General features: G+C 44.3%; 24 protein-coding genes. 14 read left to right on the plus strand and 10 right to left on the minus strand.

Annotated elements, in window-relative coordinates; translation table 11 throughout:
* The first annotated feature begins 7 nt into the window (after window positions 1-7).
* The 10 genes from BK026_RS10475 to BK026_RS10520 all read left to right on the plus strand — a co-directional run bounded on the left by BK026_RS10475 (window position 8) and on the right by BK026_RS10520 (window position 8,104).
* On the plus strand, window positions 8-1,423 hold the full coding sequence (locus tag BK026_RS10475; protein ID WP_014999379.1) for an FAD-dependent oxidoreductase: 1,416 nt from the start codon (window positions 8-10) through the stop codon (window positions 1,421-1,423).
* 182 nt (window positions 1,424-1,605) lie between these two features.
* Entirely contained in the window at window positions 1,606-2,016 is a 411-nt protein-coding gene (locus tag BK026_RS10480; RefSeq protein WP_083575067.1) for a hypothetical protein, read from the plus strand.
* A 196-nt stretch (window positions 2,017-2,212) separates the two neighbouring features.
* A complete protein-coding gene (locus BK026_RS10485; protein WP_071815815.1) occupies window positions 2,213-2,800 on the plus strand; it encodes a DUF2726 domain-containing protein in 588 nt (195 codons plus the stop codon).
* A 163-nt stretch (window positions 2,801-2,963) separates the two neighbouring features.
* On the plus strand, window positions 2,964-3,665 hold the full coding sequence (locus BK026_RS10490; protein ID WP_071817597.1) for a 5'-methylthioadenosine/adenosylhomocysteine nucleosidase: 702 nt from the start codon (window positions 2,964-2,966) through the stop codon (window positions 3,663-3,665).
* Window positions 3,666-4,604: a cobalamin biosynthesis protein gene (locus BK026_RS10495; RefSeq protein ID WP_071815816.1), complete on the plus strand. Its 939-nt coding sequence runs from the start codon at window positions 3,666-3,668 to the stop codon at window positions 4,602-4,604.
* A gap of 127 nt (window positions 4,605-4,731) precedes the next feature.
* The gene (locus tag BK026_RS10500) at window positions 4,732-5,136 is read left to right on the plus strand and encodes a rhodanese-like domain-containing protein (protein WP_071815817.1); all 405 of its coding nucleotides are present in this window, start codon (window positions 4,732-4,734) and stop codon (window positions 5,134-5,136) included.
* A 134-nt stretch (window positions 5,137-5,270) separates the two neighbouring features.
* A complete protein-coding gene (locus BK026_RS10505; RefSeq protein ID WP_071815818.1) occupies window positions 5,271-5,672 on the plus strand; it encodes a DUF2721 domain-containing protein in 402 nt (133 codons plus the stop codon).
* A complete protein-coding gene (locus BK026_RS10510) occupies window positions 5,669-6,265 on the plus strand; it encodes a GNAT family N-acetyltransferase (protein ID WP_071815819.1) in 597 nt (198 codons plus the stop codon). The genes BK026_RS10505 and BK026_RS10510 overlap by 4 nt, the downstream gene beginning before the upstream one ends.
* Before the next feature lie 29 nt (window positions 6,266-6,294).
* Window positions 6,295-7,653 (plus strand): FAD-dependent oxidoreductase, encoded by a 1,359-nt coding sequence (locus BK026_RS10515; protein ID WP_071815820.1) that lies wholly within the window; start codon window positions 6,295-6,297, stop codon window positions 7,651-7,653.
* Between the two features lie 97 nt (window positions 7,654-7,750).
* On the plus strand, window positions 7,751-8,104 hold the full coding sequence (locus BK026_RS10520; protein ID WP_071815821.1) for a DUF1428 domain-containing protein: 354 nt from the start codon (window positions 7,751-7,753) through the stop codon (window positions 8,102-8,104).
* 15 nt (window positions 8,105-8,119) lie between these two features.
* Here BK026_RS10520 and BK026_RS10525 read toward each other — a convergent pair whose 3' ends face one another.
* The 4 genes from BK026_RS10525 to tyrS all read right to left on the minus strand — a co-directional run bounded on the left by BK026_RS10525 (window position 8,120) and on the right by tyrS (window position 11,683).
* Window positions 8,120-8,809 (minus strand): hypothetical protein, encoded by a 690-nt coding sequence (locus BK026_RS10525; RefSeq protein ID WP_256253764.1) that lies wholly within the window; start codon window positions 8,807-8,809, stop codon window positions 8,120-8,122.
* Window positions 8,806-9,333, minus strand: a complete 528-nt coding sequence (locus BK026_RS10530; RefSeq protein ID WP_071815822.1) for an RNA polymerase sigma factor — start codon at window positions 9,331-9,333, stop codon at window positions 8,806-8,808. Before BK026_RS10530 ends, BK026_RS10525 begins: the two co-directional genes overlap by 4 nt.
* A gap of 70 nt (window positions 9,334-9,403) precedes the next feature.
* On the minus strand, window positions 9,404-10,111 hold the full coding sequence (locus tag BK026_RS10535; RefSeq protein ID WP_071815823.1) for a hypothetical protein: 708 nt from the start codon (window positions 10,109-10,111) through the stop codon (window positions 9,404-9,406).
* 372 nt (window positions 10,112-10,483) lie between these two features.
* Window positions 10,484-11,683, minus strand: coding sequence for a tyrosine--tRNA ligase (tyrS, locus tag BK026_RS10545; protein WP_071815825.1), 1,200 nt, complete (start codon window positions 11,681-11,683; stop codon window positions 10,484-10,486).
* A gap of 316 nt (window positions 11,684-11,999) precedes the next feature.
* On the opposite strand from tyrS, the gene BK026_RS10550 reads away from it, so the two are divergent.
* The 3 genes from BK026_RS10550 (at window position 12,000) to BK026_RS10560 (ending at window position 15,892) form a co-directional block, all read left to right on the plus strand.
* Entirely contained in the window at window positions 12,000-13,325 is a 1,326-nt protein-coding gene (locus tag BK026_RS10550; RefSeq protein ID WP_071815826.1) for an OapA family protein, read from the plus strand.
* 10 nt (window positions 13,326-13,335) lie between these two features.
* Entirely contained in the window at window positions 13,336-14,538 is a 1,203-nt protein-coding gene (locus BK026_RS10555) for an anhydro-N-acetylmuramic acid kinase (RefSeq protein ID WP_071815827.1), read from the plus strand.
* Window positions 14,539-14,770: 232 nt separating this feature from the next.
* On the plus strand, window positions 14,771-15,892 hold the full coding sequence (locus BK026_RS10560) for an alkene reductase (protein WP_071815828.1): 1,122 nt from the start codon (window positions 14,771-14,773) through the stop codon (window positions 15,890-15,892).
* A 99-nt stretch (window positions 15,893-15,991) separates the two neighbouring features.
* On the opposite strand, the gene BK026_RS10565 is transcribed toward BK026_RS10560, so the two are convergent.
* Together BK026_RS10565 and BK026_RS10570 are read right to left on the minus strand one after the other, a co-directional pair.
* On the minus strand, window positions 15,992-16,438 hold the full coding sequence (locus BK026_RS10565) for an SRPBCC domain-containing protein (RefSeq protein ID WP_071815829.1): 447 nt from the start codon (window positions 16,436-16,438) through the stop codon (window positions 15,992-15,994).
* Between the two features lie 199 nt (window positions 16,439-16,637).
* Window positions 16,638-18,449 (minus strand): PLP-dependent aspartate aminotransferase family protein, encoded by a 1,812-nt coding sequence (locus tag BK026_RS10570; protein ID WP_071815830.1) that lies wholly within the window; start codon window positions 18,447-18,449, stop codon window positions 16,638-16,640.
* Window positions 18,450-18,604: 155 nt separating this feature from the next.
* Here BK026_RS10570 and BK026_RS10575 point away from each other — a divergent pair, with 155 nt between their 5' ends.
* On the plus strand, window positions 18,605-19,597 hold the full coding sequence (locus BK026_RS10575; protein ID WP_071815831.1) for a D-2-hydroxyacid dehydrogenase: 993 nt from the start codon (window positions 18,605-18,607) through the stop codon (window positions 19,595-19,597).
* 72 nt (window positions 19,598-19,669) lie between these two features.
* Here BK026_RS10575 and BK026_RS10580 read toward each other — a convergent pair whose 3' ends face one another.
* The 4 genes from BK026_RS10580 to BK026_RS10595 form a co-directional block, all read right to left on the minus strand.
* On the minus strand, window positions 19,670-20,242 hold the full coding sequence (locus BK026_RS10580) for a glutathione S-transferase family protein (RefSeq protein WP_071815832.1): 573 nt from the start codon (window positions 20,240-20,242) through the stop codon (window positions 19,670-19,672).
* A 192-nt stretch (window positions 20,243-20,434) separates the two neighbouring features.
* Window positions 20,435-20,779 (minus strand): iron-sulfur cluster insertion protein ErpA, encoded by a 345-nt coding sequence (gene erpA, locus BK026_RS10585; RefSeq protein WP_071817599.1) that lies wholly within the window; start codon window positions 20,777-20,779, stop codon window positions 20,435-20,437.
* Between the two features lie 131 nt (window positions 20,780-20,910).
* Complete coding sequence (locus BK026_RS10590) at window positions 20,911-22,788, minus strand: methyl-accepting chemotaxis protein (protein ID WP_071815833.1); 1,878 nt, start codon at window positions 22,786-22,788, stop codon at window positions 20,911-20,913.
* Between the two features lie 49 nt (window positions 22,789-22,837).
* Window positions 22,838-23,620, minus strand: a complete 783-nt coding sequence (locus BK026_RS10595; protein WP_071815834.1) for a hypothetical protein — start codon at window positions 23,618-23,620, stop codon at window positions 22,838-22,840.
* Window positions 23,621-23,727: the final 107 nt, after the last annotated feature.

The following is a 23,727-nucleotide window of genomic DNA, read 5'->3' on the forward strand; positions in this document are numbered from 1 at the left end:
TTAGTTTATGGCAAAGAACGTATATCAATTTGTCGATGTTGAACGTATCGATCCGCCGAAAAAGCCGATCATGGTGCGTAAACAAGAGTTCGCGGAAATTTATCAACCGCTGAGCCAATCTCAAACCGAAGGCCAAGCAGATCGCTGCTTGGACTGCGGTAACCCATACTGTGAATGGAAGTGTCCTGTACACAACTATATTCCACAATGGTTAAGCTTGGCGAACGAAGGCCGTATTTTGGAAGCTGCGGAACTCTCTCATAAAACCAATAGCTTGCCTGAAGTGTGTGGTCGCGTTTGTCCACAGGACAGGCTGTGTGAAGGTGCATGTACACTGAATGACGATTTTGGTGCAGTTACCATTGGTAGTATTGAGAAGTACATTACCGATACAGCATTCAAAATGGGCTGGCGCCCAGATATGTCTGACGTGGTATGGACCGACAAGAAAGTGGCGATTGTAGGTGCAGGCCCAGCTGGTCTTGCATGTGCTGATATTCTGGTTCGTAACGGCGTTAAACCTGTTGTTTACGACAAATACGAAGAAATTGGTGGCCTACTTACATTTGGTATTCCGTCTTTTAAATTAGAGAAAGATGTAATCAAGCTACGCCGCCAAATCTTTACCGAGATGGGTGTTGAGTTCGTACTTAACACTGAAATTGGTAAAGACATACAGTTCCAGGATTTGCTTGATAAATACGATGCCGTTTTCTTAGGAATGGGTACATACAAGTCGATGCAAGGTGGTTTCGATAACGAAGAAGTAGAAGGCGTTCACGAAGCACTACCTTTCCTTATTGCCAACACCAACCGCGTAATGGGCCTTGAGAAAGACCCTGCCGATTACATTGATATGAAAGGCAAGCGTGTAGTTGTATTAGGTGGTGGTGATACCACCATGGACTGTGTACGTACGTCAATTCGCCAAGGCGCTGCCCAAGTGACCTGTGCATACCGCCGTGACGAAGAAAGCATGCCAGGCTCTCGCCGCGAAGTTGTTAATGCAAAAGAAGAAGGGGTTGAGTTTAAATTCAACCTTCAGCCGCTAGACATTGCAGTAGACGAAAACGGCAAAGCCTGTGGCGTTAAGCTGGTTAGAACCGAAATGGGGCCACCGGATGCCAACGGACGCCGCCGTCCTGTTGAAGTAGAGGGTTCAGAGCACATACTAGAAGCTGACGCGGTAATTATCGCCTTTGGCTTCCAGCCAAGCCCTGCACCATGGTTTGCTGACTTCGGCATCATGCTTGACGAGAAGGGTCGCGTGCGCGCGCCGTCTGCTGGCAAGTTTGCTTACCAGACATCTCACCCGCAAGTATTTGCCGGTGGCGACATGGTGCGCGGTAGTGATTTGGTTGTAACCGCTATTGATGAAGGTCGCAAGGCAGCCGAAGGCATTATGGACTACATCGGCGTCTAAACGTTGTAGCCCCTTAAAAAATAGTTAAAAGCTCGGTAGCTATTGCTCCGAGCTTTTTTTATATGCCTGACCGGAAAAAAACGTTATCTTATCAATCAGGGTTTACTTGCAAATTCACCTCGTATAAAAATGTGCTAGGCCCACCATTAACACTATGTATCTTAAAGGCATGGAGCAAAACAATGAATAAAATAATCTCACGTACTCACTCCTTTAAAGTCGGCTTTTTTGCCGCGTTATCTTTAACTTCTACTGTTGCAATGAGCAATACAGTTGCAATAGAAGGCGAAAGAGCAAAAGTCGAAAAGCCAGCCACGATTATCTGTCCAGCTCAATTCCACAGTATCAAGCTGATTGATGATGCTAGCCAGTGCCAGCAATTTAAAACAGAGATCCCGGCAGCAATGGTTTACTATTCGAAACACAAACCCAGCGACCTTATTTCATTTTATCAAGGGCAGAACGATAGTTTTAAAGTTCATGCTCCTGTCAACGATCGCACACTTATTACTTCACTCGATAAACAAACACGAATAGTTGTTTCTCCAGACAATGCAGGATCACAAATCGATATCTTAATTGCGTCAAAGTAACTTTTTATCAGCCTCATCATTCATATTGGCATCGGCTTTGCTATTTCTTTACTGAGCGTTAATCAATATCAAGCAGCGTCATTTTTCTGGCGCATTTGTTGAGCGTTCAAAAATAGGGGTGTTATGCAAACTGCTGCACAAATAAAAACACGCTTGTACACGAAGCACGATATTTTTGAAATGTGTGAGGATTACGATGGAATTGGCAATTATTCTTTTGATGTTACTTATTGTCGTCGCACTGGGCGCCATAAAACTCTCTGACGGTGGCGTGGCATTCCCGTTTAGACGAAAACCCCAACTGTTCACGCCAGTGGAACATTCGTTTTTGAATCTGATTGAGCAGGCAATGGGAAGAGAGTTTAGGATCGTATGTCGGGTACGCCTGAATGATTTAGTATCTGTGCGTCAATCCACAAGCAAGAAAATGGCAAGCCAAGCATTAAGCAGAGCATCTAGTCGGCAGCTTGATTTCGTATTAGTTGATAAGCAAGACATGACTCCTGTTCTCGCTATAGACCTTGTGCACAGCCAAGGAAAAGACGGATATAAAGCGCAAAAAGATTGGTTTGTAACCGGTGCATTAGACGCTGCGGGTTTACCCCACGCACGCATTAAAGTGAAGTCAGGTTACAGTGTTGAAGACATTCGTGATTGCCTTGAAAACAAGCTTATTCCATACCGACGTATTCAACAAAAGATGGCACAACTTCCCACTCACAACCCAGAGCCACCAAAGCGTCCCACGCGTCCCGTACGCTCTAGTCGACCTGCAGCAGCATAGATTCATAAGCGCGTTATAGATTTTATCACCGTATAGCGACATTACGCCTTTGGTACTGCAATACATTCAATTGCAGTAACAAAGGCTTTTTTCTGTCAGTTTCATAGGTTTGCTTATACAATTACGTTGAATGTATATAAACGACGAATCACGCGGTAAAGTTATGAAAAAAATTGGTATTCTCGGTGCAATGGACGAAGAGGTGGCATTGCTGAAAGCGTCACTTTGGAACGTTAAAGAAACACAGTGGAAACATCTCACGTTTTATGAAGGTACTCTGAATGATATGGAAGTAGTACTTGTAAAATGTGGTATCGGTAAAGTTGCTGCAACTATTGCAACCACGGTACTTATTGAACAATTTTCGCCGGATGCCGTCGTCAACACGGGTTCAGCTGGCGGATTTGATGAAAACCTCAATATTGGTGATTTAGTTATCGCGAGTCATGTTATTCATCACGATGCTGACCTCACTCATTTTGGTTATAAATTGGGGCAGTGTGCTGGTATGCCAGAAGATTTTCGCTGTAATACCACACTTATGGACACAGCCAGGGCTGCAGCCGCTCAAATAACGTCACTACAATCAACGACTGGCCTAGTTTGCACAGGCGACGCCTTTATAGGGAGTGATGAGGCTGTTGCAGATTTACGCACAAAGTTTCCAGAAATGAAAGCCGTTGAAATGGAAGGTGCTGCGATAGGGCAAACATGTTACATGTTAGAAACACCATTTTTAGTTATTCGTTCACTTTCTGACATTGCAGGGAAAACATCCTCGGTGAGCTTCAAAGAGTATCTTGACGTTGCCGCCAAACATTCCGCGCAGCTTGTTATGGCTATGATAAAAGCACTCGCAAAATAGATGTTTGAAACGCTTAGCGAGCCTAGATATTCATCGCTAGTAATACTTTGGTTGGCTATCGCAGTAGATGCACTATGGCGATGGCCCCAGAGTAGTCACCCTCTTACGTTTATGCGCTACCTTTTTCACCAAATGGGAAAAAAGGTCCTCCCCTCTTCTGACTTTGGCCCAATGCAGCACTATATTTCAGCAACGCTGGCTGTAATCTTACTCATAGGTCCCTTGGCTATTTGTATCCATATTCTCATCAATATGGCCGAATACCCGGTTTTTTTTGAAGGGTTTATATTATTATCTCTAGTGGATTTCGGCTTTCAACGCCAACAATATAAAAAGGTTTTAGCCTGTGTTGGCAGAAATAAGAAGTCGTTAGCAAGGGAAATGGTAGCCACAATTACTGCACGGCAATGCCACTTATTGTCCGATATTGGCGTTGCAAAAGCAGCAATAGAGTCTCTTTGGCTGAAATTCCTTTACCTCTATTGCGGCGTGCTTTTCTACTACGTTGTTTTGGGGCCTATCGCAGCACTAATTTATCGCTTACTGCTTCTGGCGTCTTGGCAATGGCATTATCGCAATCCTAGTATGCGATACTTTGCTATTCCAGCCAGAACGATAGTAAATGTGTTAGTTATCCCTCCTTGCGTAGTAGGCTCAGTAGGTTTAATGAGTATCAGTCATCCAGTAAGGGCAATTAGAGCACTTTACAAAGCTGCCGCTCGAGATAAAACGTCGCTTATTCTTGCGCTCTTTGGCGGTGTGTTAGATGTAAAGCTTGGAGGCCCTGCTATGTACGCTGACCAAAAGATTCGCAATGTCAGGGTTGGTGGGGCAAATGAGGTTAAGTACTCTCATATGCTTAACGCTAAACAACTCATCGAATTCGCAATGATATCTGTAGCTACTATGTATTCGCTCATTATAATTGTTTTTAAATAGGACGATGGCACACGTATGACCAGTTCTTTGTAAACTGAAAACGGGTTTAAAAGGTATAAACTTAAATGCATAAGCGTTATACTTTAGTTTAACTTTTAACTCGTACAGATTAAGAACAGGTAGTTCAATGCGAATTGTTTTTGCAAGCTTTCTTGTCATCATCGGCGTCACGCTTTTTATGACGTTGCAGTGTACTGCAAAAGCAACGTCTCAAGCATCTGTAGCAGCGTCTCCTTACCTTATTGAACGAGTTGCAAATAATGACTGGCTCCTAATCGATGTCCGTTCGCCGCAAGAGTTCGCAGATGGTCACATTCCGGGCGCGGTAAATATTCCTCATGAAAACATCAATGATTATCTTAGCGAATTAGAAGGCCACAAAAACAAGCCTATCATTATATATTGTCGCTCTGGCAGACGAGCAAAACTGGCCATGAAAGTATTGGAAGAGCTCGACTTTTCTGAAGTCATGCACTTAGAAGGTGATATGTTAGGCTGGAGCGCCGCAGGCATGACAGTTGACAGAATGTAGCTGTGATCTTTAGCTAGTTTTTTTGTACCTTCAGCTGAACAAGTTTTACTGTGTTGTTGCCCCTTGGCTGATTACTGTGTGTAAATGATCCCCTGTGATACACTCTTTTTATTCAACAATTGCATGAACCTCCTATGAAAATAGATATCGCTACCCCTGCCATGTTGTTTCCGGCAATTTCTTTATTGCTTTTAGCCTATACCAATCGCTTTTTAACTCTTGCAACTATCATCAGAAACTTTTCGAAAGAAGAAAAGGATGACAATACGCAAGCACAAATAAAAAATCTTCGATTGCGTATTCAGCTTATTAAGCGCATGCAAATAGCGGGTGTGGGCAGCTTTTTTCTGTGCGTGGTATCTATGCTGGCGATTTACCTTACCTATCAACAAGTAGGCAACTGGGTATTCGCTGCAAGCTTAGTGTCGTTGCTATATTCACTATGGATGTCGGTAAGAGAAATTTTGATTTCTGTGGAAGCATTAGATGTACACCTTGACGGAATGAAAAACGCTCCACAAAAAGAAAAAGTATGAAACCCTCTAACCATCTGAGCCACATAATTCAGAGTGACATTTACTACGAGCCGTTAGCGCCTGAGTTTTTTGCTGGCGTTATTTCTCTTGGTAACCTAGTGCACGGAGACAACTACCTGACCGATGCGTTGCTCGCTGACTACTACACCAAGAGTTTTGTTGGCAATACTAATGCTAGCTGGGTAGCACTATACAAAAATAAAGTGGTAGGTTTCAGGCTTACCTTTGCACATACGCAGTGGCAAACCGATGAGTGGTGTACGCCTACTCTTTGGCCCGTAGAGTCAAATACCGTGTGTTATTTTAAATGCAACACTGTAGACCCCACCATGCAGGGTTGTGGAATTGGCAGTGCGCTATTACGCAAGTCTATAAAGTGTGCGCAAGCTCAAGGTGCAGAAGCAGGTTTAGCACATATTTGGCTGGCAAGCCCTGGTAACAGCGCATTTAAGTACTTCACAAAAAATGGTGGGCAGCTTATCAAGAAACACCCCAACAAATGGCGCTACGCATCTATTCACGAAGGCTACGATTGCCCTGTATGCGAGGGTTATTGCGAGTGTGAAGGGGCAGAAATGCTACTTCAATTTTGAGCATATCTTCCTACAAAACGTTTTAATCTATGATCTACGACCCCCTTATTTCCCGCGGCGTTTCATCAATGTTGCCTGCGCCCGACAGTTACTGGCACGCTACACACAAAGTGCCTACACTGCCGCCGTTGAACAAAAAGGTTAATTCCGAATACCTTGTTATAGGTGGTGGCTATACGGGCCTATCCGCTGCAATCACGCTTGCTCAAGCTAAGCAAGACGTTACGTTACTTGATGCAAATTCACTCGGGTTTGGCTGTGCAGGCCGTAACGGAGGTTTTATTTTATCGGGTAGCGGCCGATTGAGCTTAAGCGCCATAGAAGACAAGTGGGGTCGTGATGTCGCCAGAGCTATGCAGAGCGAGTTTGATGGCGCAGTACACCTGCTTAAACAACGTATTGCAGACTTTGATATGCAGGTCGATTTGGTAGAAGGCCCATATTTAAAACTGGCTCACAACCCAAAGCAAGCCGAGCAGCTGTACGCCAGTGCCAACCATCTTGCTTCTCATTTCAATGTACCGAGCACTCTAGTTAGTGAAAAAGACCTTACTGCGCGCTTTGGTATTGAAGGGGCGTATGGTAGCGTCGAGCTAAAGGGTGCATGCTTACACCCATTAAAATTAGTAAGCGAATATGCAAGAGTAGCAAAGGAGCTTGGCGCAACGCTTTTTTTCGACTCACCAGCCATTCGCATTGAAAAGCACAAGACCGGATATACAGTTACAACACCCAGCGGGTCAGTTTCGGCCAAACACATACTCATTACTACTAATGCTTATACTCCTAAGCGCTTTCATGACAGCGTAGACAATAAGCAATTTCCTGTTCAGTCGAGTATTTTTGTCACTGCGCCATTGACCCATGAACAGCGCGCAAAGTCTGGCCTAACCACGCCAATGAGCTTTATGGATACACGGATGATGAAGTACTACTACCGTGTACTGCCAGATGGCCGATTGTTGTTTGGCGGCCGTGGAGCCGTAAAAGGTAAAGATGCAGAAAACGCGTCAGAGAAACAGCGCTTATACCGTGCTATGGTAAAAAGCTTCCCTTCACTTAGCGGTATAGCCATGGATTACTTTTGGAGTGGTTGGGTAAGTGTATCGCTAGACAGTATGCCGCGTATTTTTGTCGACGATGGAACTAACGACTACAATGCAAGCCGCCCTACGGGTAATATTGGCTATGCCATGGGCTATTGCGGCTCAGGTGTTTCCTTTGCTGCTTTTGCAGGGCAGCGACTCGCTCAACGTATGATGGCTAGCGATGACGTCGATTTATCGCTTCCCCTGTATCGTTCTCCTTTGAAAACCTACCCCTTTGCTAAAGCAAGAAGGCTGGCACTGCATGGCTTGTACCAATGGGCGAAAATAGCAGAACGCTAGTAATGGTTATAAATTGCGATTCACCTTAATGTTAAGCATTGCATACTGACTATAAATCAGGCTATTTTAGGTTTCTATTCTTTGACGGAGTCACCTCATGTCATATATCGATGCCTTTGCTGTAGCCGTTCCCACTGAAAATAAAGCGTTATACATTGAACACGCCAAGCTTGCTGGCGATATCTTTAAAGAATATGGCGCGACTAAAATACTCGAAGCCTGGGGTGACGATGTCCCCGACGGAGAAGTAACGTCGTTTCCTTTAGCGGTAAAAGCCAAAGAAAATGAAACCGTGGTGTTTTCTATCGCGTTCTGGCCATCAAAAGAAGTACGTGATACTGCGTGGCAAAAAGTAATGGAAGACCCACGAATGCAGGAAAACGAAAACCCCATGCCTTTTGACGGTAAACGCCTTATTTACGGAGGCTTCGCTCCTATTCTCGAATTATAACGGTATAGCTTTCAGCTATTTCATATCGTCAATTTTCGCCAACGCCGACGGCAAATCGGCGGCTAATTTTTTGTACCGGCGGTATACAATAAAAACGACCACACTGTTTATCAAAAGCTGTGTTCCCCACAGCTTGAAGGTATTAAACATCAGTACATTAAATACGGCGAGTGCCAGCAATCCACACCACAAAGCTAAGCATCCATAGAGGCTAATTTTCCAGTAATGTAATTGTTGTTTTAGTTGGTTTTGTTTAAACGCCAACATTGACTGAACGTCTAAGGTCTGGACCTTCCACTGTTTTTGCCTTACCCAATATCCCCATGCCCCGAAAGCGGCGGGAATAGGTGTAAGTACCATGAAAAGCAAAAATTGATACGTGCTAAGTGGCTCAAACAACACCAAAGTTAAACACCACACAGACACCGCTAGCCCGAGCACCAAATCAACGGCGCCTTTTAGTTTAAGTTTAAATCTTGCGCTCTTGGTTTCTTTAATCAGTGCATCTGTATCTACTGAAGGGGTTGCATCCTTGTAGGCACTTTGCCACTGAGCAAGTTGCTTATCTAATTCGTTCATTTGCGTGTTGTTATCGGCCATACTTAATTTTTCTGCGCTCATGGCTTTTTTGTTATCGCTCAAGGCTTCTTTATGATCGCTCAAGGCTTTTTTATCTTCGCTCATGGCTTCTTTATGATCGCTCATGGCTGTTGCTCCATTATCTGCGTTAGCTGTTGGCGGGCGCGGCTTACTCGCTTAGCGACGGCACTCTCTTTGATACCTAACATATTGGCTATTTCCAGCTGACTGAAACCTTCTAAAAGCAAAGCCAGAACCTGTCTGTACTTTATTTCTAGCTGACGTAAGCCTGTCATGAGATCCAGCGCATTCTCTTGTGACGTGGCACCCCGAAATGAGCTGGCGCTGATTGTGTGAAAAGAATCAATCTCGCCGTCATGGGTAAACTCTTTACGCCGCCGCTCTTTAATCACGTGGTCTACCGCCTTGTTATGCGCAACTTTGGCCACAAAGGTTTTCACACTCGCCTCACCGCGAAAGCCACTATCACTGTCTTTTGAGGCTCCTTCAAAAGCGCGCCAAACCGCCAGTGACATTTCTTGTATCAGCTCATCTTGAAGTGATTTATTAGCCTCAAATGTTGCCGCAATACGCGCCATGAGCGGCGCGTATTCACTAAGCAGTTTTTCTATTTGAATGGTTTCTTTCACTGCATTTCCATTTTTATTATTTTTTAATTCAACGCTTTGAGTGAGCAGTTAAATTACGCTTTCTAGCTGATTAGCGAAATAAGCGCTGGTAAGCAACAAAGCACATACATGAAACAATAGGGCCAAACACTAATCCCGATAATGCGAAACTATAAGGCGCAAGTGCAACTGTTAAGAAAATCATGACACCTATTATCAACATCGGCTTATAAGCGCCTACTACTGTAGCAATACTATTTGTGAAAGATACTGGGATTGAGCGATGCTTTAAAATAAGTAACATAGGTACAAATAAAAGCAGTAAGTTTATTGGTGTCGCCGAGCCCATCATTAACCCGACTTTCCAAGCGGGTACATCTACTACAACACCATTTGCTAACGCCGCCACTGAATCTGCGCCCATTAACAAAGCGCCAATTTGAAATTGGATCCACGCGATCACTGGCCCAGTCAAACTCCACAAAGCGACATTTGTCCACGAGCGCGGGGTACCGCCCGACAATCTCAACTTGTTATTCTCTGCTAAGTTTGCAATGGCCAACCACATTACGGTAGCCAGAAGCGGACCTACCCATTTCGATATGCCTAAACCAATTGGCCCTGCTAGCGCTTGAATGACCCCCGCGGCGAATAGAGTAACAAAAGAAAGCCCCAATAATTTAAAAGGTGCTTTTATAAAAAGCTGCCACCCCTCTTTCAACCATATGAACGCTTCCTTCGCAGGAAGGCTCTTGTTAGCTTGATGGTATGTTGCACGAGTAGAAGTTACTGTTGTCATGTTTTTATCCTTTGCATTGCGTAAGCGTTAGTATTGAGTTTCACTGTTGTTTCATCCCAGCCTGCTACGCGTTAACTGCTTATCGTACAGTTGGGTTCATTGATTGATTTTTCCCCTATAGACGATAGCAATTGCAAAAACCTGACAATCTTTTTCAAAAAAAGTAAGAAAACTAAAAAAAACAATACCCACCAAACACTTATAAACGTCAAAGCCAATATTCGTACTTTTAAATTTGGCTTGCAGCACAATTTTGGTTGAGTAATTAGGGCTTTGTAAAAAAATAACCGCCCTACTACCCTTTAATACGCTTATTTCAGGCAAAAAAAAGCCCGCTAAACTAAGCGGGCTTTCAAAAACTATCAGAAAACACTAGGCTAATGTAATGCGCGCAAACTTGCGTTTACCCACCTGATAAACGTTTTCACCTTTTTCGGTGATCACTAAGCGGGTGTCTTCCACTTTATCACCGTTGATTTTAACTGCGCCTTGCTTAATCATGCGCATAGCATCTGAAGTCGAACCTACAAGTTTGGCTTCTTTCAACAAGTTACCAATGGCAATACCGTCATCGCTTAATGCAATTTCAAGCTCAGGCATGTCGTCAGGAATAGCATTTTTCTGGAAACGTTGAATAAAGTCCTGATGCGCACCTTCTGCCGCTGCGTCGTCATGGAAGCGTGCAATAATTTCTTTCGCCAGCATGATTTTAATATCACGTGGGTTTTCACCGTTAGCAACGCGAGTTTTAAGCTCAGCAATGTCTTCTAGCGGACGGAAGCTTAGAAGGTCGTAGTAACGCCACATCAAATCATCAGAAATAGACATCACTTTACCAAACATATCGTTTGGCGCGTCTGTGATACCAATGTAGTTGTTCAAAGATTTAGACATCTTCTGAACGCCGTCTAGACCTTCTAGAAGCGGAACCATTACAATAGATTGCTGCTTTTGGCCTTGCTCTTTTTGAAGCTCACGACCCATTAGCAAGTTAAAGCGCTGATCCGTACCACCTAATTCAACGTCTGACTCTAGCGCAACAGAATCCCAACCTTGCACTAACGGATACAGAAACTCGTGAATAGCAATTGGTTGGCCGTTGTTATAGCGCTTTTTAAAGTCGTCACGCTCAAGCATACGCGCAACCGTCTGACTAGCCGCAAGTTTAATCATGCCTGCCGCGCCAAGGCCATCCATCCACTCTGAGTTAAAACGTATTTCTGTTTTATCCTCATCAAGGATCTTGAACACCTGTTCTTGATACGTTTTTGCGTTCTCTAATACCTGTTCTTTACTTAAAGGCTTGCGTGTTACATTTTTACCTGTAGGATCGCCAATTAGGCCAGTAAAATCACCAATGAGAAAAACAACTTTGTGGCCTAGTTGCTGGAATGTACGCAACTTGTTGATCAACACAGTGTGACCAAGATGCAGATCAGGCGCAGTTGGATCAAAACCCGCTTTGATGGTTAGGGTTTTACCGGATTTTAGTTTTTCAATTAAATCCTCTTCGGGGAGTATTTCATCAACGCCCCGTTTAATCTCAGCTAGCGCTGTTTGCCAATCTTTCATTTGTACGTCACACTCTTAAAAAAAACTGTATATTCAATATTGGCGGGCATTTTACGCGTACAACGGAACCATTAAAAGGTTTGCGCGTCAAAAAACGGATTACAAACAGTCATGTTGTTAAACCCAACAGTTTTTATCTTGAAATTAGCGCACTGAATTAACGTGGACGAGATTAATAAACTCAAAAGATAATCTCGATGATAAGAGCTATTGCGTATAACAATTTGCGCTAACAATATAATGAGAAAAGTTGCATTTTTGAGCAACGTATGTGAAATAGTGTTGTGCACATAAGATTTCTCAGGTGGGCAGAAGTATGAGAAAAAAATTAGACGCTTCTAAGGCTGTCAATTTATACAAAAAATTACCTAAACAGCACAGAACTGGCTTAGCAATAGCAAGCTTATTTCTGGCTGGACTTATTCTTTTTCCGAGCGAAACGGTAGAGGCTAGCCGTCATCAAGACGCACATATTTTAGATGCAGGTGTCCGCTATCCTGTGGATCTCAATATTACGCCGTCTACCAATGCATTTTTGAATGAAGAAGAGTCAACGTGGCAAACGTATAAGGTGCGAAGTGGCGATACGCTAGCGAAACTATTTAACCGTGCAGGCTTTACGTCCCGTGACGTTTATAATGTTACTCAAGCGGGAGAACTAGCGAAAACGCTCGTTACATTATTGCCAGGCGATGAACTGTCGTTTAAAGCCAATAAAGACGGTAGCTTCGGCGAACTAAAGTACAAATTGTCTTCAACAGAAACCCTTTTTGTACGTCCAGAATCGTCGGATGAGAAAAGCGCCTTAACCGCTGAGCTTGAAAAGCGAGATGTAGACATTCGCTACAACTTCGCCCAAGGTGAAATTCACTCAAGCTTTTGGAATGCCGCCAGTGATGCAGGCTTAACCAGCAACCAAATTATGAATTTGGCGGGTATTTTCGGCTGGGATATAGACTTCGCTATTGAGATCCGTTCTGGCGATACCTTCAACGTAGTATTCGAAGAGCAATACATCGACGGTGAATTTGTTGGTTACGGCGACATCGTTGCAGCGGAGTTTACCAACCAAGGCGAGCATTTTAGCGCTATTCTTCACGAAGATGGCACATACTACACGCCTGAAGGGCGCAGTATGCGTAAAAGCTTCTTACGTGCGCCGGTGAATTTTAGATATGTAAGCTCTAACTTCACCAAAGCGCGCTTCCACCCCGTGCAAAAGCGTTGGAAAGCGCACCGCGGTACAGATTATGTTGCGGCGGTTGGCACGCCAATTATGGCTGCGGGTGACGGTAAGGTAATTAAAGCCGGATACGATAAATATAACGGCCACCATGTGTTCATTCAGCATGGCGAGAAATACACGACCAAATACCTTCACTTTAAAAAGCGTGCAGTGAAGGTAGGAGATACGGTTAAACAAGGCCAAACCGTGGGCTATTTAGGTAGTTCAGGAATGGTTACTGGCGCCCATCTTCACTATGAGTTCTTAGTGGATGGTGTTCACCGAAATCCTCGTACGGTAGAGCTACCGAAGGCGCTTCCTATTGCTAAGGAAGAGAAAGAAAGGTTTATGGAAATTGCCGCAATACGCCAAGAGCAGCTAGATAATAACAAGCGCATTATGCTTGCGATGAAATAGCGACGACTAGATGGCAAAATATATTGGCCTGATGTCAGGTACTAGCATGGACGGCGTCGACGCCGTCCTGTGCGACATCTCGCAATCGTCTTGCACCACCCTCGCCGCCCATTCAATTCCTTATTCTGCTGAATTACTTACTGCACTCAATGCACTATGCAGTGAAGGTCCTGATGAACTTAATAGTTTGGCCATCGCTGATAGACTGGTTGCTGAAACCTTTGCAAAGGTCACCTTAGCGCTGCTTGAGAAAAACAACCTACGTCCCTCGGATATTACGGCTATTGGCTCGCACGGCCAAACCATACGTCATCATCCAAATTCCGATGTATTGTCAGCACACTTTGCAGAGTCATCCATACGCGGCTTCACCTGTCAGATAGGCGATCCTAATACCATCGCTGTACTTACCGGTATTGATGTTATTGCTGACTTTAGGCGCAAAGATATTGCCCTTGGTGGCCAAGGTGCTCCCTTGGTTCCTGCTTTTCACGACGCAGTATTTGCCAGTGATGATAAATACCGAGCACTCGTTAACATTGGCGGCATAGCAAACGTTTCACTGCTTGCGCCAAAACAAGTAGCTTCGCCACCTAAAGGGTTTGATACCGGACCCGGTAACACCTTGATGGATCAGTGGATAAGCCTTCATCTAAATAAAAGCTTTGATAAAGACGGAGCATGGGCTGCGTCAGGGCATTGTCACTCAGGTCTGTTAGACAGGCTCTTACTGGATGATTACTTCGCTTTGCCTGCGCCTAAAAGTACTGGCAGAGAGTATTTCAATATCAATTGGTTAAGCAATGCGCTTGCCGATTACTTCCCTTCTAGTGCAGAACTACAAAGCGAAGAAAAGAACAATAATTTAGCCCCTAAAGATGTGCAAGCTACCTTACTTTCGCTAACAGGTAGCACTATCGCTCAGGAAGTTGTACAGCATTTACCTAAGACCAATCATGAAGGCGCAAAAAGTGAAGTTATAGTGTGTGGCGGTGGCGCATTTAACAAGGCGCTTATGAACTTTTTAAGCAATGCGTTATGCGATTATGTAGTAGCGGATAGTCATTCACTTGGCATTCACCCTCAGCACGTTGAGGGTGCTGCGTTTGCATGGTTTGCACATGCATATACGCATAATCTTCCGGGTAATGTGCCTGAAGTTACGGGAGCATCTAGAGCAGCCGTTTTAGGTGCGCTTTACAAACGTCAGTAATAAAATGGTACCGTAAGCGTTTAAAAGCCTGCTACGGAGCGCTTAACTAAGGACAATGTTGCTAAAAGGTCAAAATATTCCTTTAAGAGCAAACCAATATCTCACTATTCCTGTATTCAACACTATTTAAAACTGCATGTGATCTGGCCGTAAGTATCTTGACGAATTAGACGAGAACAAAACGGTACTTTCTATTTCACAAGCATTTACGCAATGTAGGATAAGGATACGAATGACAGACTCAGTACTTTTTAGCTCGTTTGATTGGGCTGGTAATACATTACAAAATCGCATGGTATTGGCGCCAATGACAAGAGGCAGAGCTGGCGCAGATCGCATACCAAATAAAATTATGGGCGATCACTACGTTCAGCGTGCAGATGCAGGCCTTATTATTACAGAAGCAACGGCCATATCAGAAGAAGGCATTGGTTGGGTTGATACGCCCGGAATTTACACCGAAGACATGGTCGAGGGCTGGCGTTCGGTGGTCAACCGTGTACACGAAGCCGGCGGGAAAATCGTTTTACAGCTTTGGCATACAGGCCGCGCATCTCACAGCGACTTTCACAACGGAAATTTACCACTGTCAGCATCCGCTGTAAAAATTGAAGGGGATGAAATTCATACCCCGAAAGGCAAGAAACCTTACGAAGTGCCAAAGGCAATGACCTATGACGATATTAAACGCACTGTAGAAGACTATAAAAAAGCAGCCATTAATGCCAAAGCAGCAGGGTTTGACGGCATAGAAGTTCATGCAGCAAATGGCTATCTCATTAACCAATTTCTAGACAGCCGCAGCAATCAGCGAAACGATAATTACGGTGGAAGTATAGACAACCGCTATCGCTTTCTAGCGGAGGTAATGGACGCAGTATTGAGCGTTTGGGAAAAAGAACACGTAGGCGTGAGACTCTCTCCAAACGGTGCTTTTAACGACATGGGCGCCGATGATTTTCGTGAAACTTTTACCTACGTCGCCCAACAACTTAATAAGCTAGAAATAGGTTACTTACACGTAATGGATGGCTTAGCGTTTGGTTTCCACGAGCGAGGCGAAGCAATGACATTAGCCGAATTCAGAGCACTCTTTGACGGTATGCTGATGGGGAATTGTGGCTACACCAAAGAAGAAGCCGAAAAACGTTTATCTGACGGTGATGGTGACATGATTGCATTTGGAAGGCCATGGATCACGAATCCAGATCTTCCGACACGATTTAAGCATAACTACCCTCTCGAATCCTTTGACGATCCATCATCGTGGTACGGAGGTGGTGTTGAAGGCTACAACGATTTTGAAACCTACCGCGAGAAGAGTGGGAAAGACGCGATGACTTCGCTGACCTGATTGTCTTTGGGCAGAGCCTAGCGCTCTGCCCTTTTCAAAAGCGTTATCTAAATTAATTCGATGCGTAATGCTGACGCGTTCTCACTATTTAAAGATGCCCTAGTTAAACGACTTTGTCTTAGCGGCGAATACGGCAAGCTTTTCTAGACACGACATCCACGCGTAATTGTGCTGATCGCATTCTTGCTTATTTAAAAATCCTTGCTGAATGAGCACTAGCCTTACGTTGTCTTCATCGGTCTTTTCAAAGTGAATGTCCACCGATGTCATCACCGACTCTTCCATATCATCTTCCCACGCCCAGGAGAACGACAATTGTTCGTTCGCTAAGATAGTCACGTATTCACCGGTCAATGACATTTCAATACCACTGGGATCCATCATTTTTATGCGATAACGACCACCTTCTTTGAAATCACTCATAATTTGTGTGACGGAGCAATCGCCCGGTGCAAACCATTCACTAAGATACTCAGGCTCGTGAAATGCTGCAAAAACAAAGGGCAATGATGCATCTAGCGTTACATCAATTTTAAACTCGTGCATAAAGCCGCCTTAGATATTTTTTAGGTTAGGGGACTGTGTCTATCTTACTTTATAACAAAGGAAAAAGCGCATTAGCGCTGTTACGTTTGCCAAAAATAAAAAATCCCGAGCCCGCGTAAGGAAAGGCCCGGGAGAAGGAGAACATCCTCAATATTTTTTATCGACAGCTCAAAGCAACTTCTTGAGCTAAAAAATGAACCTATGCACCCTTCATCAGTGAATCCATACTGGCTTTGCTACCAAAGTGCTGTGAACTTACTCTTTCACTTACCGATAAATACAGGTTGTCGATGTCGGCATTTGCCATAAACTTTTCACAAAATCCTGGAACATGAGGCTCGATAAAATGTTTGGCGGCCAACATAAAGTGCGCAATGAGCTGCTTGACATTGTCTGTACCCATGGCGATACGCATAGTGGTCAGTTCTATCCCGGCTTTTTTCTGCTCTTCGGTACTGAGTTCTGAATGAGACGTCAGCGCTGGGCATAAAATTATCGTATTGTTCTGCCCAATACTCACTTGGTGACTAAATGCAGGCTCTAGGGCATCGAAAAAGCGCACAAATACATCGCGAGGCAGGTTTGCCGGCGCCATATCAACGGTGAATAGAGTACACGGCCAACCGTTTGTATGCTGCTTTTCACGCAGCCCGGCATTACTGTGTTCAGGCAACGCGTGGCAGTTAACGCGAATTTGATCGTGGGCGTTTAAGAATGCAGTAAACACTTGCGTATTTATGACCTTGGTCATCATGCGTTGCTCAAGGGTCTTCATGCCGTTTAGAACATCAAAGGCTTTCTCAGAATCTAAGAATGCGCCTTTGATGTAGTACACATCCCAGAACATGGTTTCTGACCAATCAACCCCATTTGCTGAACTGCCTTTTGGCTGGAACATGCGGTGCCCTTCGCCAATAACTACGCCTGCTGTGGTGGCACCACTGCCACACAAATCTTTGGTGTAGCTGTGGATCACATAGTCTGGTCGTGCTGCTTTATTTTTATGCTGTAGCGGCTGGTGTAACACTGGCGTAGCAAGAGTGGAATCCAGCATTACCAACGCATCTTGTGCATGCGCTAATTCACAGATCCCAGGCACATCCAATACGTAACCATGTGGGTTACAAGGCGATTCTAAATACACATGCATTTTTGCGCCATTGTTTAAGCGTGATGCATGCTCGGCTTTAGTTTTCTGCATGAAAGCTGCAAAGCTCTGTGCGTCATAGCCGTCAAACCACGCAATCTGTATGTCCATTCGGTTGCTGCGGGCGAAATAATCATGGAGTAGCTGATACACTCCGCCGTACACGTTCCTAGAAACAATCAGTACGTCACCGTGACTAAGAACATTTGATAAACACGCATCAATGGCAGCCATGCCCGAGTTGAAATTCCATGCTAGGTATTCGGCTGCGTAAGGGCCCGCTTCCATATCTACAATGGCGTTAGCGAGAGAGATGTTAGTCGGGTTTAATAACCGCGAATAAATTTGGTGTGTAAACTCTTTACCTTGAAACGCGTCGTCTACCCATTCGGTGCAGGCATACACGTAGGTCGCTGTTCTTACCACCACGGGTGTTGCGGAAAAAAGTGCCGTAACATTGTCGAACAGTGGATAGTGCCCCTGAGAGCCATTGCCACTCGACAAACTTTGGTACGTGGCACGAAAGGGGTTTTGCAACGTATCCAATATCTTAGCAATTTGAAAGGACAAAAACTTTTTTGCGTTGAAGTAAGCTAATCGGTCTTCTTTGTCGAGCCCTTGTAAGGTATTGCTCGTAATATCCCATAGCTGCATAACGCTGGATTGAGCACCATATAAGTGATGAGCGGTGTTAGCGAGTGCTCTTCCGTAGTCACTTTGTGCACTTATACCGAAATGAGATAATTGCTCCTCAACTAAAGCCTGCGTAGTTTCAGCTTGGGTTGTGTTACGCTTAGGTGATAGCACTTTTGCATGCGTTACATCAACATCTGATGAGTTTGGGTATTTATTTTCTGACTGCATAGCGATTCCGTTGAGAATTGACCTCAGGTGCACGTTTACAGCACCCATACCATTTACAAAAATGTAAAGCTTTACTCACATTTTTAGAACAATTAGCATTACGATTGTGCAGTCAGACAGAGGAAAGAAAAGTTTACTTTAGGAGTGTTAAGCAAATGACAGCAAGGAGTTCAAAGAGGATTGAACTGACTATTTTAAGCGATGAGGCGAATGATATTGCCGAAGCGATTCGCCAAAAAATAGCAGATAACAACGACTTCATAGGCGCTGATGGTCTCCCGCTTTTAACGCTTAAACAAATTACTCAATGTCCCGAAGATGTAAATTCAGAAACCGTTACGGTACTGCTTGCAGACCCCGACCTTGCGTCTCGGATTATTGATACATGTTCAGCACTCACCTGGTGCCAGTCTACCTGGGCAGGCAATGCACCACTGCTAAATGCCAATAAAAAAGACTATATACTTACAGGGTTGAAAGGTATTTTCGGTAAACTCATGCGAGAGTATGTTTTTGCTTACTTGCTTGGACATGCCAGAAACGTAAAGGCTTTTGAGCAAAACCAGCGTGCCGCTCAGCCAATATGGGAAGCATCAAAGCGAATGCCGCTAAATGGTCAAACGCTTGGCATTGCTGGACTGGGCAGTATTGGGCAAGCATTGATCCCCGTTGCTCACGCATTGGGTATGAACGTTGTGGGTTTAACCCGAAGCGGGCAAGCAGTGGAAGGTGCCGATGCTGTTTATACACCCGACACTATCGAAGCGTTTGCCAGAGCATGTGACCACGTGGTGAATTTAATGCCCGACACGCCATCTACGCAAAACATGCTTTCTCACGAATTTTTTAGTGCGCTGAAACCCCACAGTGTATTTGTTAACGCAGGGCGAGGCAGTGCGGTTGACGACGATGCCCTTTTACAAGCCTTAGACAGCGGCGCATTGGCGCATGCAGTATTGGACGTATTTCGCAACGAGCCCCTCGACCCAGCTCATGCGTTTTGGCAGCACCCTCGTATTTCAGTAACCGCACATACCGCCGCGGAGTCACAGCCAAGCGACGTGGCCGACGTGTTTTTAGAAAATGCACTGCGTTATATCAACGGTGAATCGCTAAATTACCGTTTTGATTTTGCAAAGGGCTATTAGCATTTAAATAACCCTTGTCGTCATCCATTCAAGGCTAAATTAGAGTCTGTCTGTAGCTTGTTACGCTGACGCTTAAATTCTAGGGTCAGTTGCCGTTATCTCAATGCGATCATGGTGCTTTTCATGGAACGTTAGCAACTGAGGATATTCCTTCATGCTGTGTAGCTCGCGGAAAAGCACCCAATCGACCATGCTATATAAGCAGATTTCAGGGTAGGTCCATCCACTAAACCCTCCTTTATCAAGCTGTTCTACCAGCGCGCTTAATACCGTTTCAATCCGCTCTTTTTGCAGACGGTAGTACATTTTGTCTTCACTAATATCAAAGTCCGACCGCTTCAGTAGCATAAGCTGAACAAACGAATCATTTGCTGCGTCAATCAGGGTGAGTTGATTCTCTTCTTCCCAACTTAAACCATCGCGATCAAGCTTGTCAGCGAGATAATTGTAGATGATCCGAGAATCGAAAATCATTTGGCCGTCATCTTCAAGGCAAGGCACCTTGAGCGTAGGATTGCGAGAGGCGAGCAACTCGCGATCTTCACCTGAAAAAATTTGAAGATTCAAAAATTCATGTTCTGTAGACGCAAGTACGATGCGAATGCGGCGCACGTAGGGAGACGTGGTGGAGCCATATAATTTCATAAACGCTGTCCTAAACCGTAGTCGTTCTATGAAATCAGTGTAGCCGGAATTTGAAAATAAAAGGAAGTGTTGAGAACAAGACAACCGACAGGCATACAATATGATGCGATGTATGCCTATCGCATTAACATCAAGCGCTCAAAGCTGAACGTTCAATGCTTAAAAAGCGCAGTAGTGTGTAGGCTCAAGCCCTTAAACGCTAAAGCTTGCACCACAGCCACAGGTCGTCGTGGCATTTGGGTTTTGAACTAAAAACCGTGAACCTTCCAGACCATCTACATAATCAACAATGCCACCGACCAAGTATTGTAAGCTCATCGGGTCGACCACCATAGTTACGCTGTCCTTCTCAATGGTCATATCTCCGTCGTTCACCTTTTCATCAAACGTGAAACCATACTGAAATCCCGAACACCCACCACCGGTTACGTAGACGCGTAACTTTAAATCAGGGTTTTCTTCCTCGGTAACCAACGATTTAACTTTCGCTGCTGCAGCGTCTGAAAACTCGATTGGCAACGCTGTTTCTACAGACATACCTACCTCTTGATAATTACTGTGCGCTTCGCACATGCTCTGCCCACAATTATCTAACACTTGTTGACATCCATCAACTATTGGGACGATTCTTAACGATTCAAGTATTCATCTACCCATTAAGAGAAACGTTAAAGTGTAAATTTACCAATAGTCGAGTTTAATGACTTGGCTTCATCATCTAACTCATTAACGAGCGAGAAGCTTGTTTCCATACTCCGTGACGTCTCAAGCGCTGTTTGCGAAATAACAGAAATATTCTCGCTTATTTCGCCAGTGGCCGCAGACTGTTCGCGCGTGGCGGAGGCAACATGCGTGTTTGCTTCTGTCAATTTACTGATTTCAGCTGAAATATTGCCAAGCGCCTGAACGCAGCTTGCCAAGAAGTCAGACGTGACTTGCGTACTCTCGTTTCCTCTCATGATATCGCTAACCGTGTCTGACGTTCGTTGATTCAACACTTCCATAAGTTTGCTAATTTCGGTAGTCGATTCATTCGTTCTGCTTGCTAGATTTCTAACCTCATCTGCGACAACGGCAAACCCCCTTCCCTGCTCACCCGCACGCGCGGCCTCTATTGCAGCATTTAACGCTAACAGGTTGGTTTGCTCTGATATTCCTCTTATTTCATCCAGTATCGATGTAATAGAATTAATACTGCTTGAGAGCTCATTTACCGAGTTCACTGATTTGGTCATTACATCACTCAACTCGCTCATGTTGTGCATCGCCTTGTTGATTGTAATTACACTTGAACTCACATTTTCCTCGGTTGTGTTTGCCACCTCGGAAGCCCCCTGCGCACTGTTTGATATTTCTCTTACGGTAAGGTCCATCTCTTCAATTGCAGCAGCGACAGAGTTTGTGCTGTCGGTTTGTCGTGATGAATAATTCTGTGCGAGCTCGATCTGTTCATACACATTTGCCGCTATTTTCTTCACGTTATCCGCGCTGTCAGAAACTTGAATAAACATTGCGTGGAGTTTTTCTAGAAATAAATCAATCTGCCCCGCAAGCACACCCACTTCATTGTGCTCGTGAATATTTAAACGTGCCGTTAAATCGCCGTCGCGTTCATTCAATGCAGTCACTGCTGATGTAATCGTATCAATAGGTGCAAATATTTTTACGGATAAGAACTTCATTCCGACAAAACCCAAAGCAATGATTACCAGCGCGATAAAAACGTTTACAAGCACCGCAGAGTTAATTGCGCCATACAGCTCACTCGTAGGTACTTCAGTAACCAAATACCAATCGAGGGAATCAAGTTTAACAGCGAGCCGTGCTACTTCAGTGCCATCGATAGTGAGCTCACTCGGGTTATTTAGGAATGCTCTTGCGTTTAACTTTTTACCTCGGTTAGACATATCAGGGTGAAGCGCAATCGCCCCGCTGTCGTCTACTAGATAAACAATACCTGTATCACCAACTGTGTAGGACGCAATGAGTTTTGACATCGCATCAAGTGACAACCCAACTCCAGCTAGGGCAGTGCGTTGTCCATTTATTTTAAGCGCATAATTAATAAAGGCCGATGCAACGCCATTAGTTTTATCGATATCAATTGCAATCTCATATTCGTTATCGCTATCAATAAAGGTTTGAAACCAGCTATCTCCTTGTGCGGTAATTTTCCTCTCAATGCCGTTTGGGGTGTAGTAGTTATTTGAGTTCCCTGACACAACATAAGCGGTAATAGCATTACTCTCGCGCTTTATTGCTGAAAGGTGTTCTGTTAGAACTTCAACCCCACTGGCAGACTCACCCGCTTCAATCCAACGTTTTATATATGCATTGTTGGCCAGTGAGCGACTCGGCAATATGGTACTTTGCAAATCTAACTCAACCGCATTTTTAACTTCTTCAAGCGCGGTAGGTAAGTCTGACGATTCTACTTTATCAGTAAGAAAGCTGAGGATTGAGGTTGCGAACACTGCAGTGGTGACTACCACAGGTACAACCAACGCGGCTATCAAAGCAATGAAAAGCAAACGCTTTAACTGCATAAGTTACTCCAAAAATAATGTATAAAACGCGCTGTTTTTAAAGGGTGGCTCAAAAACGCCACACTGCGAGTGCTTGAACAACGCTGTCTTCTTCTTTTGTCCCTAGCTTATTGTTCCAATACTGATACTCAATCCCCAAGAACAGCCTATCTTTCACATTGAAAAACGTCTGCCCAGCATCCCATCGCGCTTGAATTTGTGCCAATACCCATGATTCAACTATGGCGTCAGGTATTTCTGAGGTTCTTTCATCAATATATTCTGCATGCCCTTCTATATAAAATTGTTGCGAAGATAGGTTTAGTGGGTATCGCCAAGCAATATCAACCATCCAACTATCGTCTTCTTTAGGTGCCCCACCTGCGTTGATACCTTCACTATCATCTAAATATGCGGTAATTAGCACATTAAGAAACTGAAAGCCTTCAACATCGAGATGCAACTGAATACCAGGTAAATATTTTAGCACGTCCGATTCCGGTGCCATATTAATTCCCATGACAAAGCTAACGTCGCTTAATACACCGTCGTAGTTCGCATTGAGCAACGCTTTCGAACTAAAGGCTGGGTACCACTCTGCGTAAAGTTCGTCACCTAATGACGTGCTTGAGTAGTCAGCGAAAAAGAAATTACTACCGTATTCCCAGGCACTGGCATGTTGGAAAGTAAAAATACTAGTAGAAAGCGTCGTGCCCGATGCTTCGGCAAACGGCTGATTAAGTTTTCCATACTGAAAATGGAACTCGTTTTCACTCCATGTCGCACAATCAGAAGAGTGTGAATAAATAAGTGTTGCTATCAAAACAACCAACGAATAAACGTTGAACTGCATATCATTATCCTGTTAGCGTAATTTGACAGGTAAGTGTAGACCCTCTTTTAGAATCTGCCTGCGAATTTTCCAATTTTAATAAATAGATTGGCTTTCAAAGGGATCAA

The sequence above is a fragment of the Alteromonas sp. V450 genome (assembly GCF_001885075.1).
Classification (GTDB): Bacteria; Pseudomonadota; Gammaproteobacteria; order Enterobacterales; family Alteromonadaceae; genus Alteromonas.

What these genes read in the sequence shown, in the direction of transcription:
- BK026_RS10595 (WP_071815834.1), bottom strand. Translation starts at nt 23,620, where the DNA reads ATGCAGTTCAACGTTTATTCGTTGGTTGTTTTGATAGCAACACTTATT.
- BK026_RS10495 (WP_071815816.1), top strand. Translation starts at nt 3,666, where the DNA reads ATGTTTGAAACGCTTAGCGAGCCTAGATATTCATCGCTAGTAATACTT.
- BK026_RS10515 (WP_071815820.1), top strand. Translation starts at nt 6,295, where the DNA reads ATGATCTACGACCCCCTTATTTCCCGCGGCGTTTCATCAATGTTGCCT.
- BK026_RS10550 (WP_071815826.1), top strand. Translation starts at nt 12,000, where the DNA reads ATGAGAAAAAAATTAGACGCTTCTAAGGCTGTCAATTTATACAAAAAA.
- BK026_RS10510 (WP_071815819.1), top strand. Translation starts at nt 5,669, where the DNA reads ATGAAACCCTCTAACCATCTGAGCCACATAATTCAGAGTGACATTTAC.
- BK026_RS10590 (WP_071815833.1), bottom strand. Translation starts at nt 22,788, where the DNA reads ATGCAGTTAAAGCGTTTGCTTTTCATTGCTTTGATAGCCGCGTTGGTT.
- tyrS (WP_071815825.1), bottom strand. Translation starts at nt 11,683, where the DNA reads ATGAAAGATTGGCAAACAGCGCTAGCTGAGATTAAACGGGGCGTTGAT.
- BK026_RS10490 (WP_071817597.1), top strand. Translation starts at nt 2,964, where the DNA reads ATGAAAAAAATTGGTATTCTCGGTGCAATGGACGAAGAGGTGGCATTG.
- BK026_RS10485 (WP_071815815.1), top strand. Translation starts at nt 2,213, where the DNA reads ATGGAATTGGCAATTATTCTTTTGATGTTACTTATTGTCGTCGCACTG.
- BK026_RS10580 (WP_071815832.1), bottom strand. Translation starts at nt 20,242, where the DNA reads ATGAAATTATATGGCTCCACCACGTCTCCCTACGTGCGCCGCATTCGC.
- erpA (WP_071817599.1), bottom strand. Translation starts at nt 20,779, where the DNA reads ATGTCTGTAGAAACAGCGTTGCCAATCGAGTTTTCAGACGCTGCAGCA.
- BK026_RS10505 (WP_071815818.1), top strand. Translation starts at nt 5,271, where the DNA reads ATGAAAATAGATATCGCTACCCCTGCCATGTTGTTTCCGGCAATTTCT.
- BK026_RS10535 (WP_071815823.1), bottom strand. Translation starts at nt 10,111, where the DNA reads ATGACAACAGTAACTTCTACTCGTGCAACATACCATCAAGCTAACAAG.
- BK026_RS10500 (WP_071815817.1), top strand. Translation starts at nt 4,732, where the DNA reads ATGCGAATTGTTTTTGCAAGCTTTCTTGTCATCATCGGCGTCACGCTT.
- BK026_RS10480 (WP_083575067.1), top strand. Translation starts at nt 1,606, where the DNA reads ATGAATAAAATAATCTCACGTACTCACTCCTTTAAAGTCGGCTTTTTT.
- BK026_RS10560 (WP_071815828.1), top strand. Translation starts at nt 14,771, where the DNA reads ATGACAGACTCAGTACTTTTTAGCTCGTTTGATTGGGCTGGTAATACA.
- BK026_RS10520 (WP_071815821.1), top strand. Translation starts at nt 7,751, where the DNA reads ATGTCATATATCGATGCCTTTGCTGTAGCCGTTCCCACTGAAAATAAA.
- BK026_RS10565 (WP_071815829.1), bottom strand. Translation starts at nt 16,438, where the DNA reads ATGCACGAGTTTAAAATTGATGTAACGCTAGATGCATCATTGCCCTTT.
- BK026_RS10570 (WP_071815830.1), bottom strand. Translation starts at nt 18,449, where the DNA reads ATGCAGTCAGAAAATAAATACCCAAACTCATCAGATGTTGATGTAACG.
- BK026_RS10525 (WP_256253764.1), bottom strand. Translation starts at nt 8,809, where the DNA reads ATGAGCGATCATAAAGAAGCCATGAGCGAAGATAAAAAAGCCTTGAGC.
- BK026_RS10475 (WP_014999379.1), top strand. Translation starts at nt 8, where the DNA reads ATGGCAAAGAACGTATATCAATTTGTCGATGTTGAACGTATCGATCCG.
- BK026_RS10555 (WP_071815827.1), top strand. Translation starts at nt 13,336, where the DNA reads ATGGCAAAATATATTGGCCTGATGTCAGGTACTAGCATGGACGGCGTC.
- BK026_RS10575 (WP_071815831.1), top strand. Translation starts at nt 18,605, where the DNA reads ATGACAGCAAGGAGTTCAAAGAGGATTGAACTGACTATTTTAAGCGAT.